This is a genomic window from Tritonibacter sp. SIMBA_163 (assembly GCF_046535935.1).
Taxonomy (GTDB): domain Bacteria; phylum Pseudomonadota; class Alphaproteobacteria; order Rhodobacterales; family Rhodobacteraceae; genus Epibacterium; species Epibacterium scottomollicae.
On the sequence record NZ_JAWJBP010000021.1, the window covers coordinates 25,504 to 40,354 of the forward strand.

Genomic DNA, 14,851 nt, shown 5'->3' on the forward strand with positions numbered 1-14,851 from the left:
AGGTCAGCATGTGTGACCTATTGTTTCGCGTGCGAAACATTGGGTAAGTAGTGCTGACCTATTGTTTCGCGCGCGAAACAATGCGGCAGGAAGGTTGACCTATCGTGCGGTGGATCGAGAGATGATCAAACTCGCGGGTGGTTGGCATTTTTTTGATGCATCCTTGGGCTTCAGTGGCGTGACTCTGCCGATGCGTGTGCAGATTAACGACAAGGCGCAGGGAAATATCGTAGTTTTATGTTCAGTCGCGGGAAGCCTATGGTGTGTGATACTTCAGATGCTAAGTATGGGCATCGGGCACTTGGGATTTGGTTCAGACCTTTTGAGCAGCCCAGGTTACATAGAACAACGTGACAGTAGGGAGAGCGCTGACAGTGAGGTGGCAAGCATGTTGAAAATCGTGGAGCGGCTGTCGCGTCAGAGCAAGGCGACGATTTTCCTGGCGCTGGATTTGCTGTTGCTTCCGCTGGCACTGCTGTTTGCCTTTTTGCTGCAGGACATGCCGGTTTCTGCGCTGACGCTGCTGGGGCAAATGTTGCCGGTGTTGCCCTATATCCTGCTGTTGGCCGCGGGGGTGTCCTATTGGCTGGGGCTGCCGAAAGTTCAACTGATTGCCTATGAACGCCATGCCGTCAGTCAGACAGCCGTCCTTGCCATCGTGGTGGCTTCGGCGGAGGCCGCGCTCTGCGCTGTCTTTGGGCCAGAGCTCCCATCGGGCGTGCATGTGGTCTTTGGCCTTATCTATCTGCTGCTGATGGTGGGCACCCGCGCTCTGATGCTGCAGGTGGTTCTGGCCCTCTATCGCCGGGCACGGCCTCGGGCACGGGTGCTGATCTATGGCGCGGGCAATACCGGAACCCAGCTGGCGCAGGCGCTGCGCTCTCATGAGGGAATCGATCCGGTGGCCTTCGTGGATGACAACAAATCCCTGCAGGGGCTGACCCTGATGGGATTGCCGGTTTATGCGCCCTCCCGCATTTCCGAGATGGTGAAGGCCCGCAATGTCAAACGGGTGCTGCTGGCGATGCCATCGCACAGTCAGCCGAAACAGGCGCAGATCATTCAGCGGTTGCAGGCGTTGGGGCTGGAAGTGCAGGCCCTGCCCTCCTTTGCTCAGCTCATCGGAGAAGAGGCGCTGGTCGACAAGCTGACGCCGGTGCCCCCGCAAAGCTTTCTCAGCCGCGATGCTTGCGATGTGTCGCTTCTGGGCTGTGCGGAGTCCTATGCGGGCCGAGTGGTGCTGGTCTCTGGGGCCGGTGGCTCGATCGGCTCTGAGCTCAGCCGGCAAATCCTCGCCTGCCATCCGACCAAGCTGGTGCTGTACGAGCTGTCGGAACTGGCGCTTTACACCATCCATCAGGAACTGTCGCAGCGGGTGAGCGGCACCGATATCGAGCTGGTGCCGGTGCTGGGGTCGGTCACCGATCCCCGTCAGGTGCGCCGGGTGCTGGAGCGTCACGGGGTGCAGGTGGTGCTGCATGCGGCGGCCTATAAACATGTCCCCCTAGTGGAGGCAAACCCGCTGCCGGGGCTGGCCAACAATGTCTTTGGCACCCAGACGCTGGCACGGGCGGCGGCGGAATTCGGGGTGGAGCGTTTTATCCTGATCTCCTCTGACAAGGCGGTGCGCCCGACCAATGTGATGGGGGCCTCCAAACGCATGGCAGAGCTGATCATCCAGGACATGGCCACCCGCACCCTTGCGCACAGCCCGGGGGCAAAGACGGTGTTCACCATGGTGCGGTTCGGCAATGTCCTCGGGTCTTCGGGCTCGGTCATTCCGCTGTTTCAGGAACAGATCAGCCGTGGCGGCCCGATCACCGTGACCGATCCGCGGGTCAAACGCTATTTCATGACCATCCGCGAAGCGGTGCAACTCGTGTTGCAGGCCGGAGCCGAGGCTGGCGGGGGCGAGGTCTTTGTCCTCGACATGGGCGAGCCGGTGTCGATCCTGCAGCTGGCCCGGCAGGTGATCGAGAGCGCGGGATACAGCGTGCGTGATGCGGATCATCCGGAGGGCGATATTGCCATCGACATTATCGGCCTGCGCCCGGGGGAGAAGCTGGAAGAGGAACTGACGCTGTCCACCGAACTGATCCACACAGCTCACCCCAAGATCTTCTGTGCCCGCGAGGCGACGCTGTCGGAAATCGAGGTGGCGGCATTCTTGCGCGCGCTGCGTCAGGCGGTGGCCGTCGGGGATGAAGAGGGCGCACGTCAGGTCATCCTGCGGTGGGTCGAAGGCTATGTGCAATCCGACCTGCATCGGAAAACGTCCTGAGTGCCACAGACCACAACAAACCGGCTTTGACCGTTGATCGGCGTCAAAGGGTAGGGCAGTAAGCAAGGCAACAGGTGAACTCTCCTGCCCGTCGACGCTGCGTCGCCCGGCAGTGGGAGCACGACAACAACGATAAGACTAAGCAAGGATTGCCGCGCGTGACTTTCCCGACCCCGCCCCTGTCCGGCCCGAGACCTGGCCTGAGTGCAGAACGCTCGTGCAGAACGGTGGCTCTGCTTTTGGGCACATTTTTGGGCACGGTGCTTTCCGGGCTGCCACAGGCCCTGCTGGCCGAAGACGCCGCGCCGCGCGGGTTTGCCTGGCCCGAGACGCCAAGCCTGAACTTTTATGGCAATCCCGGCATGATCGACATGCCCAGTGCCGAGATGATGCCGGACGCGCAATTTGCGGCCTCGGTCAGCAGCTTTGGCGGTATCACCCGAATGAACCTGCAGGCGCAGGCCCTGCCGTGGGTGTCTGTGGCCTTTCGTTACACCGAGACGCAAGACCGCAATCTGTTCAACTTTGGCGATTTCTATGATCGCAACTTTGATGTGCGCTTCCGTCTTTGGCAGGAAGGGCGCTATCGCCCTGCGGTGGCTGTGGGGCTTCAGGATCTGGCTGGCACCGGGATTTATAGTGGCGAGTATATCGTCGCCACCAAGACCTTCGCGCCCGAGGCGCTGCCGGGGCAATTTAAACTGTCTGCCGGTCTGGGCTGGGGGCGTCTGGGCTCCAGCGGAGCAGTGGCGACACTTGGCAATCGCTCTGGTTTTACATCGGGCGAGACCGGCGGTCAGCTGGGCGTGGACCGCTGGTTCCGCGGTGATGTCGCACCATTTGCGGGCGTAGAGTGGCGACATGGACGCTGGGGTGTCAAGGCTGAGTATTCCACCGACGCCTATACGCAGGAGACCCAGCAATCCAACGTCTTTGAACGCAAGTCGGATTTCAACTTTGGGGTCGAGTATCAGGCCAGCCGGCAGCTGCGTCTAGGGGCCTATTATCTCTATGGGTCCGAATTTGGCATTTCGGCACAGATCCAGATGAACCCGCGCCATCCCGCGACCAAGATGCAGGTGCTAGCGCCGTCGCCGGTGGTTCCACGCAGCACCTGGGCTCAGGATGAGGCGCTCTGGACCACGGCTTGGGCGGACAGTGACAGCGCAAAGCTCAAAACGCGTGATCTGCTGGCGCAATCGCTGCGACAGGATGGGCTCATTCTGGAGAGCGTGACCCTGCGCGGCACCATGGCTGAGGCGCGTATTCGCAACACCCGCTATCAATCGCAGGCATTGGCGGTGGGCCGTGCGGCGCGGGCCATGGCGCAAAGCTTGCCACCTTCGGTCGAGACCTTCCGCATTGTGCCCACAAGCGGCGGGCTGGGGCTGTCGGCTGTGGTGCTGCGCCGCTCCGATCTGGAGGCGCTGGAGTTTTCACCCGAGGCCCCGGATGCGATCTGGGCGGTGGCCACGGTGCAGGATTCTGGAGCGGCGGCAGAGGATGCGCTGGTCTCCGATGCGCTCTATCCCGCCTTCTCCTATTCATTCGTCCCCTATACATCGCCGTCTTACTTTGACCCTTCTGTGCCGTTCCGGATCGACTTCGGTGTCGATCTCAAGGCCAGCTATAGCCCGGCACCGGGTTGGAAACTGGCAGGCGCAATCCGACAGCGGATCTGGGGCAATGTGGCTGATGGCCGCGCGGGGTCGTCGAGGCTGCCGCAGGTGCGCACCAATCAGCGCGAATTCGCACAGGCCGACACCACGCTCGAACAGCTCTACGTGGAGCGGCGCTGGAGGCCGGGGCGCAACCTCTATGCCCGGGCAACGGTGGGCTATTTCGAGAGCATGTACGGCGGCCTCTCGGGCGAGCTGTTGTGGAAGCCGGTGGACAGTCGTCTGGGGCTCGGCGCTGAGTTGAATTACGTGCGACAGCGCGATTTTGACCAGCAGTTCGGCTTTCGCGATTACGACGTGCTGACCGGACATGCCTCGGCCTATCTTGAACTGCCGAAGAACTACCTGCTGCAGGTGGATGCGGGCCGTTATCTGGCCGGGGATATCGGCACCACGGTGTCGCTGACGCGCACCTTCAACAATGGCTGGAAGCTTGGTGGGTTCTTCACGCTAACGGATGTCTCGGCCGAGGATTATGGCGAGGGCTCCTTTGACAAGGGCATCCGGCTGAGCATTCCGCTGAACTGGTTGCTGGGCAAACCGTCGCGCAATGCCTACGGGCTGACGATTCGGCCGGTACAGCGTGACGGTGGCCAACGTGTGAGCGTCCCGGGGCGGCTTTACGAACAGGTCCGCGTGACCCATCGCAAGAGCCTCGAAGAACAGCGCGCGAGGTTCTGGGAATGAGACATCTGATTTATGCCCTTGGCCTATGCGCCATGCTTGGAGCCTGCGCGCAGGGTCCAGATGACACACCGCTGGAGCTTGAGGTGGGGGGGGTGATCCGTGATCAGATCAAGCAGCGGTTCGGGGGCGGCAGCAAGCCACAGCCGCCAACCCTGACGCGGGCGCTGCTGGACACCATCGAGGATCCGCATATCGAAGTGGTGATCGAGACGGAAGAGCTGCGCGATTACGTTACCCTGCAGTTGGCCCGCAGCGACGATTTGCCGGGCCGAATTGAGCTATGGCGTACGGTGGACAACATCAGCTTTGGGTTCCGCGATGGCATGTTGATCTCGACCCGGGGACTGCGGGGCGGGATGCTGTCCGCGGCGGTGCCTGCAGACGGGCAGGGGGCCATGGGACCGGCCTCCGGCGGGGCGCGGCTCTATGAGTTCCGCGGTGATGACAGCGGTTCCTATCGCGTTCGGCTGGCCTGTGATTTGCATGATCGGGGGACCGTTGCTCTGGACATCGTGGGGCGGAGCTATCCGACCCGATATCTGCAGGAACGGTGCAGCGATGATTCGGGGGGCGAGGTGGTCAACGACTACTGGATTGATGCGCGAGGGGGACGGGTGCGGCAGTCCCGGCAATGGGCGGGGCCAAGTATTGGCTATATTCGCACACGTCAGGTGGTGGATTGATCTGAATTGGCAAAAGCGCGCGCGTTTTTTCGGCAACGGCGAAATAAAAACTGAAATGTAAGGATCTAGCTGATATGGGGGACGTTGAAATACACGGGGCCCTCTCATAGAGTGCTTCCAAGGATCCTAAGTCTCCACAGGAGTTTTACATTATGAAGAAGTTTCTCGCAGTTTCTGCAATCGCAGTAATGGCCGCAAGCGGCGCAATGGCACAGCAGCAGGGTGCAGCAGCCGCAGGTGGCGGCGGTGCCGGTGGCGCCGGTGCTGGTGCAGCAGCGGGCGCAGGTGCTGGCGCAGGTGCCGGTGCAGGCCTCGGTCTGGGCGTCGGCGGTCTGGGTGCCGCAGGCATTGCAGCAGCCGCTGTTGCCGCAGCAGTTGTGGTTGGCGTGGTCGTGAACGACGACGAAGATACCACCACAACCACCACCAACTAATTCCGGCCCGGATTTTGGTCGCGTGACGATGCGGCCGCATCCGGTGTGAGGATAGTTTTAAACGGGCTCCTGCTTTGCTGGGGCCCGTTTTGCGTTCGGCAGAGCTCGGACAACGCTCCGGTTAACGAGGCGCGCGCCCTCTTGGCGCTGTTTTCAGCCGCATCGGGCAGGATGGCGGCAGATTGCCAGTAACCGAAGGGCCCAGCCGCTATGCCTCCGACGTCTCCCCAGCGTTCCGACCGTCTTGATCTGCCCTATCTGATGCCAGCGCAGGCGCAGAAACATGTGACCCATAATGACGCGTTGCACCGCCTCGATCTCGTGGTGCAACTGGTGCTCGAAGAGCTGGAGCGCGATACGCCGCCTGCAGATCCCGGCGCGGGCGAGATCTATGCCATCGGCGCCAGCCCCAACACGGCATGGGCCGGGCAGGGGGGACGGTTGGCCGCCTGGAGCGATGGGGCCTGGCTGTTCTTTGATGCCGCAGAAGGCTGGCGGGCCTGGGTCCGTGATCGTGCTGAGCTGGTGGTGCGTCAGGGAGGCAGTTGGAGCGGCGTGGACGCAGAGGTGCGCGACCGGCTCGGTGTGGGCACTAGCCCGGATGCGCAGAATCCGCTTGCGGTGTCTGGCCCTGCCACGCTGTTGACCCATGCTGGCGCAAGCCATCAGTTGAAGATCAACAAGGCCAACGCCAGCGACACTGCAAGCCTGTTGTTCCAGTCCGGCTGGAGTGGCCATGCAGAGATGGGGCTGGCGGGCGATACATCCTTTTCGCTAAAAGTGAGCCCTGACGGCAGCACTTGGACCGAAGCCCTGCGCGCCGATCCGGCCAGCGGCCATTTGAGCGGTGCAGCGGTGCAAGCCTCTGCCAGCGATACCACCACCGGGCGGCTGATGCGGGCAGATTGGGGCTACGGGCCGGGCAATCTTTTGGGGATGGTGGCCCTGTCCGGTGGCGTGCCCACGGGGGCGGTGCTGGAGCAAGGCAGCACTGGGGATGGCGACTGGCTGCGGCTGGCGGATGGCACCCAGATCTGCTGGGCGGCGCGCACGGGCGGCAGCAGCTGGAGCTTTCCACAGCCGTTTGATGCCCCGCCGGTGGTGAGCCTGACCTCGACCGAGAGCGCACCGCGCATGGTCGCCGCCACTGCGCTCAGCGCCAGCAGCGTCACGCCGCTCAGCTATGATGGCGCAGGCGTGGCGCAGACGGGCGATGGTCTCGCCTGTCTGGCGGTGGGGCGTTGGGGTTAGAGACCCGCGCGGCTGAAGACACCGAAGATATTGCCGATCAGGTTGGAGATCGTCAGCGCATCATTGATCGGGCTTTCGGTGGCCATGACCAGATCGCCGGGGTTGATCTGGAAGTTCCGCGCTGAGAACAGCCCGTCCGCCGTGGTCAGGTCCAGGGTGAAGACCACCCGGGTCTGCCGTGGTCCCCGCACCCCCGGTGCCACGGCAGAGGCCGGGTATTCCCGCAGGATCAGCAGGCCTTTGGGGTCGGCCTTGCTGTCCTGAAACCCGCCGGAGATCGACAGCGCATCCATCGCCGAGACGTCGTCCTTGGTGAAGATATGCAGGTCCTCGGTGCCGGTGGCCCCAAACGACAGGAAATAGCGTTCGTCTTCTTCGACAAAGACACGGTCGCCGCCGCGCAGCAGCGTGTCCTTTTGCGGATGGTTCAGCAGGCTGTCTACCGATGTCCCATAGAGCCGCCCGCCGCGCGTCAGTCGAATTTGCGGATTGTTCAGCCCGGAGGAAATGCCGCCGCCGGCTGCGATCAGCCCCATGACGGAGTAGTTGCGATCCGGCATCGGGAAGGTGCCAGGACGGGCGACGCCAGACACCAGATCAACCGAATTGTTGCGCCCCTCGGTAACGTTCAATTGCAACTGGGCTGAGGGCACGATGGTCTCAAGCTCTCTTTGCAGGGTTTCGCGGGCCAGTTCCGGCGTCATCCCATTGACGTTCACATCACCTACATAGGGCAGAAAAATAGTACCATTGGCTGACACGCGTACATCCTGCAGCGACACCATTTTCTGCGCTATCGAGGTCAGCAGTGAGTTGTCGTTGTTATCCCAGATTTGCATCGAAAGCCGGTCGCCAGCGCGGATGATCTGGGTCTTTGGGCCCTGACTGGCCCGGATCCAGCCAAGGGTCTCTTGCTTGCCAGTTGGCGGCCAATGGGCAACGGTGGGCAGGAAGGCCCGGTTGACCGAATAGAGCGCAAAATCCGCATCCACATCGGCGGCTGATTTCAGGATCTCCTCGCTGGCAGGGGCTCCGCCGGGCAGGCGGGAGCAGGCGGCAGGGAGAAAAGCGACGGAGACGGCCGCGACCAGAAGCGAGAGTTTCAGCATACAGTCCTTGTCCCGATGGCGCTCGGGGCGTGTTTGTGAATATGTTGCAGGCACCATACTGGTGGGGGGCGTATCGTCAATGATTGCCCCCTTGCAAACAGGACCCAAGAGCAATGACCCGCGCGTCTGTGACATTCCTGCTGACCCCGCTTGTGCTTGGTGCCACCGGCCGGATCGGGCGCGCGCTGCGGTATCGCTGGGGGCCGGAGGCGGCCCTTTGGCAGGCGCGGCGCGCGCAGTCCGGCGCGCATTGGCATGTGTTTGATCCGCTTGCGCAGCCGGAGACACTGGGAGAGGCGGCGCGTGCGGCAGGGCAAATTCTGTGTCTCGCCGGAGCTGTGCCAGGACGCGGGGGGGATCTTGCGCTCAATATTCATCTTGCAGAGGCTGCGGTGCGGGCGGGGGCCGAGGCTGGCGTGCGGGTGGTGCTGATCTCATCAGCGGCGGTGTACGGTGCGGGGCAGGGGGCTTTGAGCGAAGATACCTCTCTGTCTCCGGCCACCCCCTATGGTGCAGCCAAGGCCGATATGGAGGCGCAGGCCCGCGCATTGGCGGCAGAGCTGGGGGTGGAGGTCTCGGTGCTCCGGATTGGCAACATAGCCGGATTCGATGTGATCCTCGGCGGCTGGAAACCCGGGTTTCGCTTGGATCAATTCAAAGATGGGCGCACACCCCGGCGCAGCTACATCGGGGTGCTAACGCTGGCCGATGTGATAGCGGCCCTGATGGCCGCGCCCAAACTGCCCGGCGTGCTTAATATCGCCCAGCCCGGCCCGATCGAGATGGGCGCGTTGTTGCAGGCAGCAGGGCGGGATTTTGCCACAGTGCCGGCGCCGGATGCGGCGATTGCAGAGGTGGCGCTTGACCTTGGACGCCTGAGCGGGTTCTTGGCCCCCAAGATGCAGCTGCATGTGGCGGATCCGGTGCAGATGGTGGCTGAAATGTCCTTGTTAGAGCCATATATGAAGGAAGATTCCCGCCCATGACATGGGACAAGCGCCTGTTTGATCTCTTCTTCGCGACGCTTTTGATCGTGATCCTTGGCCCGATCCTTTTGGGACTACTTTTGTGGTTGCTGTGGAAAGAAGGCCGCCCGGTGTTCTATGTGGCAGAGCGGATGAAGGGCATAAATCGCCCATTTAGACTCTGGAAATTGCGCACCATGACCCTTGCCGATGAGGATAGCGGTGTGTCGGGCGGCGATAAGGCTGCCCGTGTCACCAAGACCGGCGCCTGGCTGCGCTCAAAGCGGCTGGATGAGTTCCCGCAGCTCTGGAACATCCTCAAGGGGGATCTGTCCTTTGTGGGCCCGCGCCCGCCGCTTCGACAATATGTCGAAGCCCACCCCGAGATCTACGCAGAGGTGCTGAAATCGCGCCCTGGCGTGACCGGGCTGGCGTCGATTGCCTACCACAGACATGAGGCGATGCTGTTGGAGCGCTGCGCCACGCGGGAGGAGACCCACGCGACCTACTCCCGCATCTGCGTGCCCGCAAAGGCGCGGCTGGATCTGATTTATCAACGGCACCAGAATATGTGTTACGATTTTGATCTGGTGTTTCAGACCATTGGCAACCTGTTCCGGCGCGGACGCTGAGGGCGCTCCAACCTGATCTCAGTAGGTGAAAATATTGTCTTCCAGCCCGGTCAGGCTTGAGAGGTTGGAGAAGGTGATCTGGTCGCCCGCGCCAAAATCAAACACCACCACGCCACCGGAGATGCTGGCAAACGTATCCAGAATCTCCTGCCCTTCGGTCAGCCCGTCAACCAGTTCCGAGGAGAGATGCAACCGATCACGGTAGACTTCGAAATCCTCGATCTCATCCCGGTCGTGTCCGGTCTCAAAGATGAACGTGTCGCGCAGAGTACCGCCGCGCAGCAGATCGTTGCCCGCGCCGCCTTTGAGCTCATCGACCCCCTGATTTCCTAAAAGCGTATCGTTGCCAGTGCCGCCGCGCAGGGTGTCATCTCCGGTGCCGCCATAAAGCATGTCTTCACCAGCGCCGCCGGACAAGACATCGGAGCCGAAGTTGCCATAAAGCGTGTCATTTCCGTTGTTGCCAAAGGCCACATCCCAGGCGGAACCCGCTGAAATCCAGTCATTGCCCTCGCCACCGTTCAGCAAATCGTCGCCAGCACTGCCAATGATGCTGTCGTTGCCATCGCCACCAAACAAGCTGTCCCAGCCGGAGCGGCCAAAGATGGTGTCATTACCAGCACCGCCGTCGACGTAATCGATACCATCGCCGGAGGAAATGTAATCATCGCCACCTTCGCCATAGATGGTGTCGAGCGCGGTGTTGCCAAACATGGTGTCATTGCCCGCGCCGCCATAGAGGCTGTCGGCACCGGTGCCGCCGGACAAGCTGTCGTCGCCCGCGCCGCCATAGATCTGTTCGTGACCATTGCCCCCGTCGATGCTGTCATGGCCGTCCTCTCCATAGAGAACATCGCTGCCGTCGCCACCCAGGAGCGTGTCGTGTCCCTCAGCCCCCCAGAGTGCATCGTCGCCATCCGCACCCAAGAGGTAGTCGTCGCCGGCCTGACCATAGAGGCTGTCATCACCTGCGCGCCCGCTCAGTCGGTCTTCACCCGACCCGCCCACCAGTTGACCATCGCCGGTCAGGATCACCGGCGCCTCCACTTCTGGCTGGGGGCGAAACAGCCCCAAAAGGTCGCGGCGCAGGAAATCGTTCAGGGTCAGCGAGTGGTCTTGTGTGGTGTGAAGATGCAGCTCTTCTGATCCGTAGCGCAACACTGCGCCACTGGCGATGGACGTGATCTCCAACTGTGCCACGGAGGTCAGCCCCTCCCATGTCTGCAGGTCAATTCTGTCCATATGAGGGTCGAAATCGTGAATTTCATCCGGGCTACCATCAGCGGTTAGCACAAAGACATCCGCGCCTGCGCCGCCGCCCAGCCAGTCATCGCCTGCACCATCCAGCAAGACGCTGCCACTGTCTGCGGCCACAAGCGTGTCATTCCCGCTGCCGCCGGTTTGCACCGCGTCATGTGACAATGTGGCGGTGGCATGGGTGAGCCCGGCTTCGGTTTCAGAGCTGGCAAAGACATGCAGCGTGTTGCCCTGCATTTGCAGGGCTAGGCCGTTGACATTGTCGAGCCCCAGAGCGGTGCTGTCGGCCAACGCGTCAAGTATCAGGAGGCGACCATCCTCCAGCAGCGTGAATAATGTCAGCCCATCATCGCCGCCCCCTGCAACCAGATAGGTGCGCCCGTCATGGATGATGGATTCCATGACGGTGACAGCGCCAAATCGGGTTGAAAGACTGTCGGTCAGATGATCGCGCAGCGAGAGGTGGCCGTCAGAGCCGATCCCGATCACGGAGATCGAGTTGCTGCCCGCAGCCGCCAGCACCAGAACGGGCTGGCCGCCGACTTCGGTGCTCAAAAGCGCGGTTGGGGCGTTGACGCCAATGCCCTCGCGCGCGCCGAGGCTGTCCGTGTGACTAAGCCCGCCGTTGCTGTCGAGACGATAGGCGCTGACGCCGGACTCATGGCCTGAGGCGGCAAAGACCAACTGCTGCCCGCCCACAATGGCCGCGGCCATCATATCCACCTGTGCAATATAGGTACTGGCAGTATCGCCGCGCGCTGACAGCGGGCTGAGGCTGCCGTCGCCGCCGCGCAGATATGTCTCAAGACCGGGGTGGCCGGCCCCCGCGGCGACCACAATGTCGCGTCCGGTTCCGGTGGTGGCAAGCAGGCTGAAACGGTCGCCGGCAAAGCCGCTGTGATCGTCGTAAAACGCATCGCTGCGGGACAGCGTGCCTGCGTTTTCAAACAGGGCTACCAGCGCATCGTTTTCGACCGTGATCGCACGCTCCCCCAGAGAGAGGTCCGTGGTTGCGGTACTCTCTGTGGCGCTTTGGCGATAGCTCAGATCCCCGTCTGACAGGCGGAAGTGGTGGATTTGCGTGCCGGCGCCCATATGGAGTTCCACCTGCAAGCTATCACCGCCACTCAGCGTCAGCCGTGGGGCGCTTGCAGCGTGTAGACTGTTTGAGAACTGGACATATTGCGCCGTTGTGAATGTTGTCATTTGCCCCACCCGGACCTTGCGTTGAACTCCGGGTCAGAGTGCGGGGCGGCTTCGGTCGGGCTGTGTTCGATATGTGGTCAAAGCGAGGACAATAATGCGGATTGTTTCCATATTTTGCGGTGGTGACTGGCATCTGATGATGTAACCGCTGCCTCACTGAGGGCATAGATGCGCCAAGCTGGACTTGCGATGATCCACAAAAGAGGACGGCCACATCGAAGTGTATCGTGGTCGGGTTCGATGTCGCGAAGAGCGTGTTTCAGATAGCTGGTGTCGGCGACGCGCTAGTCGAGCAATAGCTCGACCAGCGCTTTAGAGCGATATGAGGGCGTGGCGCTAGCCGTTACGCTTCATATTGGCGGAGTGCATGGCGATTGCCTCCTCTACATCATCGAAATATTTCAATTCACCTTGTTCTATGACCGCGCCTGCATTGCAGAGATTGCGCACCTCGACCAGGGAGTGAGTCACGACAATGGCAGAGGAGGTCTGCATTCTGTTTTTGAAGATGGCTGCGCTTTTGCGGCGAAAGGCAATATCGCCAACCGATGTGACTTCATCCACCAGATAGGTGTCGAAGTGTATTGCCATGGAGATACCAAAGGCGAGACGTGAGCGCATCCCGGAAGAATAGCTTCGCACTGGCATGTGCAAATGGCCGCCAAGAGAGGCAAAATCGCACACAAAGTTCAGCAACTCATCCGTATCCACCCCATAGATCCGGGCTACGAAACGTGCGTTCTGCGCTCCGGTCAGGTCGCGGTGAAACGAGCCTGCGAACCCCACGGGGAAAGACACAGTCCCATCGGAAATGATGCGCCCTGAATCGGGGTTCATATTGCCGGAAATCATTCGCAGCATGGTGGATTTTCCGGCCCCGTTGCGCCCGAGCAGAGCCACCGCCTTGCCTTTGGGGATGGTCAGATCGATGTTGCGGGCAACATACTTGCGCCCGTTTGGCGTGGCAAAGCTCTTACTGATGTTCTCAAGCACGATCATGGCAGGTAAACCTCAGCGCCGATCTCGCAATGAATAAAGGATCAGCATCAAAGTTGACCATGCTATTATCAGAAACAGCCCCGCCAACCCCAGTAGAAGAGTGCGGCGTGGATATTCCGGGCTTTGGGCGCGGGTTGGATGCAGGTAGGCGGCAAGATAGCGGCTTTGACGCTGGGCTTCGGCTTGGGCCATGTCGTAATTCTGTAGTGCGCCGGTGTATTTCTGCTCGGCAAACTCCCGATCCACATTGAGACGTTCGAATTCCGCAACCAATGTCGCGTAATCTTCGCCACCCGCAGCGGAATTGCCGCCGCCGAATTTATCACGTTCCTCCTGAATGCGGGCGCGGATGGCATTTATGCGTTGCTGCGACTTTTGCAGGCGCGGGTCATTTTCTTGCACGCTGGTCAGCAGCAGGTCGTAGTCGATCAATTCGGTGCCAAGTTGCTGCTGGAGAGTGTTGAGAAGGCCCATCCGCAACTGGATATCTGCGCTTGGATCTACGATCTGGGTCCGAGATCGAAACGTAGTCAGTGCTTGGCGCGCGGCTTTCAGTTGCTCCACAGCAGTATCCAGCTCCTCGCGAGCATAGCGCATGGCGTCTTCGCGCGCGATAGCAGAGAGCTCGTTAATCATCACTGAGCTCTCTGCGAAGATCACCTTGGCAATTTCATGGGCTTCTTCTGGGGTGAAGGCCTTGACCTTTATTTCAATCAGCCCGGTGCCCGGGGCATAGGAGATCAGAACCATCTTTTGCCAGTATTCCACCAATTCCTCGATCGAGCTGTCCGGGGGCAGTGCAAATAGGGGATCTGTGTCGTAATGGCGGGTGTAGAGCGCTCTCAGATCAAGGCGCGCATCGACCTTCTCCACCAGTTCCTGAGACTGAATATATTCATAGAGGATATCGCTGTCCGAAGAAGAGGTGCTCGACAGTTTGCTCAACCCTCCCAGAATATCGACTGCAGATGGGGCTTCTTCACGCCGTACTGTAAAGCCAATGCTCGACGTGTATTGATCCACGGCTCGCGTCCAGAGATAGCCCCCGGCTAATAGCAAGGGGGCGCACACCAGAACGAGAAAAGAGACCATCAGCATGAGATGCCGCGTTTTGACTTGTGCAGGGCGGGCCGGGGCATAGATGGGCTCAACCGGAGCAGTGGCGGTGGCGGCTTTGGGCTGTTTCTTGGGCGCGGCCGGTTTGCCTTTGGCAGCGTTGAGTTTCGGCTTGCCAGAGACACCTTCGGCGGGTTCGAGCGCGGCTGCCGGACTGCTTTTCGCGCCGCCCGCCTTGCCTTTGGTGGGCGCTGGTTTTGCCTTTGGGGCAGCTTTTCCCGTTGCCGCAGCCGTTTGATTGGTGGTGGTAGCGGGTTTATCTTTGAGGGCCTTACCTTTCCCCCTGCCTTTGGCTGGACGAGGAGCGGCGTCTGTTTTGACTGTTGTCGTCGTGCGATCTGCGCGAGGAGTTGCCTGCGTCTCTAGCATGGAGTTGGTGGTGTCTTGAGCCGCGTGTTCTGTTTCTGTGGACCCAGTCTTTTTGGTGCCGGTGCGAGCGGTGCTCTCGGAGAGGGGCGCGCCGGTTTGTACGTTCCGGGGATCGGGATTGGATTGATTGTCTACCAAGTCTATGGTCCAAACAGTTTCTCTGATTATTTATTCTATCTGATT

Annotated in this window: 11 protein-coding genes; 7 read left to right on the forward strand and 4 right to left on the reverse strand. The window is 60.9% G+C overall.

The window, feature by feature from the left end:
* The first annotated feature begins 388 nt into the window (after window positions 1-388).
* From R0J92_RS18885 to R0J92_RS18905, 5 genes are all read left to right on the forward strand, one after another.
* Complete coding sequence (locus tag R0J92_RS18885) at window positions 389-2,281, forward strand: polysaccharide biosynthesis protein (RefSeq protein WP_411052735.1); 1,893 nt, start codon at window positions 389-391, stop codon at window positions 2,279-2,281.
* A gap of 239 nt (window positions 2,282-2,520) precedes the next feature.
* Window positions 2,521-4,647, forward strand: a complete 2,127-nt coding sequence (locus R0J92_RS18890) for a YjbH domain-containing protein (protein ID WP_411052736.1) — start codon at window positions 2,521-2,523, stop codon at window positions 4,645-4,647.
* Window positions 4,644-5,330 carry a YjbF family lipoprotein gene (locus R0J92_RS18895; RefSeq protein ID WP_411052737.1) on the forward strand — a complete coding sequence of 229 codons (687 nt, stop codon included), beginning with the start codon at window positions 4,644-4,646 and terminating at the stop codon, window positions 5,328-5,330. Before R0J92_RS18890 ends, R0J92_RS18895 begins: the two co-directional genes overlap by 4 nt.
* A 152-nt stretch (window positions 5,331-5,482) precedes the next feature.
* Window positions 5,483-5,764 (forward strand): hypothetical protein, encoded by a 282-nt coding sequence (locus R0J92_RS18900; RefSeq protein WP_411052738.1) that lies wholly within the window; start codon window positions 5,483-5,485, stop codon window positions 5,762-5,764.
* Between the two features lie 210 nt (window positions 5,765-5,974).
* The gene (locus tag R0J92_RS18905; RefSeq protein WP_411052739.1) at window positions 5,975-7,015 is read left to right on the forward strand and encodes a DUF2793 domain-containing protein; all 1,041 of its coding nucleotides are present in this window, start codon (window positions 5,975-5,977) and stop codon (window positions 7,013-7,015) included.
* Here the strand turns inward: R0J92_RS18905 and R0J92_RS18910 are convergent.
* Entirely contained in the window at window positions 7,012-8,124 is a 1,113-nt protein-coding gene (locus R0J92_RS18910) for a polysaccharide biosynthesis/export family protein (RefSeq protein ID WP_411052740.1), read from the reverse strand. The genes R0J92_RS18905 and R0J92_RS18910 overlap by 4 nt on opposite strands.
* A 113-nt stretch (window positions 8,125-8,237) precedes the next feature.
* On the opposite strand from R0J92_RS18910, the gene R0J92_RS18915 reads away from it, so the two are divergent.
* Window positions 8,238-9,110 (forward strand): NAD-dependent epimerase/dehydratase family protein, encoded by an 873-nt coding sequence (locus tag R0J92_RS18915; protein WP_411052741.1) that lies wholly within the window; start codon window positions 8,238-8,240, stop codon window positions 9,108-9,110.
* Window positions 9,107-9,721 carry a sugar transferase gene (locus R0J92_RS18920; protein WP_317387037.1) on the forward strand — a complete coding sequence of 205 codons (615 nt, stop codon included), beginning with the start codon at window positions 9,107-9,109 and terminating at the stop codon, window positions 9,719-9,721. Before R0J92_RS18915 ends, R0J92_RS18920 begins: the two co-directional genes overlap by 4 nt.
* A gap of 18 nt (window positions 9,722-9,739) precedes the next feature.
* On the opposite strand, the gene R0J92_RS18925 is transcribed toward R0J92_RS18920, so the two are convergent.
* The 3 genes from R0J92_RS18925 to R0J92_RS18935 form a co-directional block, all read right to left on the reverse strand.
* The gene (locus R0J92_RS18925) at window positions 9,740-12,184 is read right to left on the reverse strand and encodes a calcium-binding protein (RefSeq protein ID WP_411052742.1); all 2,445 of its coding nucleotides are present in this window, start codon (window positions 12,182-12,184) and stop codon (window positions 9,740-9,742) included.
* Between the two features lie 336 nt (window positions 12,185-12,520).
* Window positions 12,521-13,183, reverse strand: a complete 663-nt coding sequence (locus R0J92_RS18930; RefSeq protein ID WP_411052743.1) for an ABC transporter ATP-binding protein — start codon at window positions 13,181-13,183, stop codon at window positions 12,521-12,523.
* Window positions 13,184-13,195: 12 nt separating this feature from the next.
* A complete protein-coding gene (locus tag R0J92_RS18935; RefSeq protein ID WP_411052744.1) occupies window positions 13,196-14,806 on the reverse strand; it encodes a sugar transporter in 1,611 nt (536 codons plus the stop codon).
* Window positions 14,807-14,851 lie beyond the last annotated feature (45 nt).

Bases quoted from the DNA above. Each gene is read 5' to 3' on its own strand.
- R0J92_RS18920 (WP_317387037.1), top strand. From the start codon at position 9,107: ATGACATGGGACAAGCGCCTGTTTGATCTCTTCTTCGCGACGCTTTTG.
- R0J92_RS18910 (WP_411052740.1), bottom strand. From the start codon at position 8,124: ATGCTGAAACTCTCGCTTCTGGTCGCGGCCGTCTCCGTCGCTTTTCTC.
- R0J92_RS18905 (WP_411052739.1), top strand. From the start codon at position 5,975: ATGCCTCCGACGTCTCCCCAGCGTTCCGACCGTCTTGATCTGCCCTAT.
- R0J92_RS18915 (WP_411052741.1), top strand. From the start codon at position 8,238: ATGACCCGCGCGTCTGTGACATTCCTGCTGACCCCGCTTGTGCTTGGT.
- R0J92_RS18925 (WP_411052742.1), bottom strand. From the start codon at position 12,184: ATGACAACATTCACAACGGCGCAATATGTCCAGTTCTCAAACAGTCTA.
- R0J92_RS18885 (WP_411052735.1), top strand. From the start codon at position 389: ATGTTGAAAATCGTGGAGCGGCTGTCGCGTCAGAGCAAGGCGACGATT.
- R0J92_RS18900 (WP_411052738.1), top strand. From the start codon at position 5,483: ATGAAGAAGTTTCTCGCAGTTTCTGCAATCGCAGTAATGGCCGCAAGC.
- R0J92_RS18895 (WP_411052737.1), top strand. From the start codon at position 4,644: ATGAGACATCTGATTTATGCCCTTGGCCTATGCGCCATGCTTGGAGCC.
- R0J92_RS18930 (WP_411052743.1), bottom strand. From the start codon at position 13,183: ATGATCGTGCTTGAGAACATCAGTAAGAGCTTTGCCACGCCAAACGGG.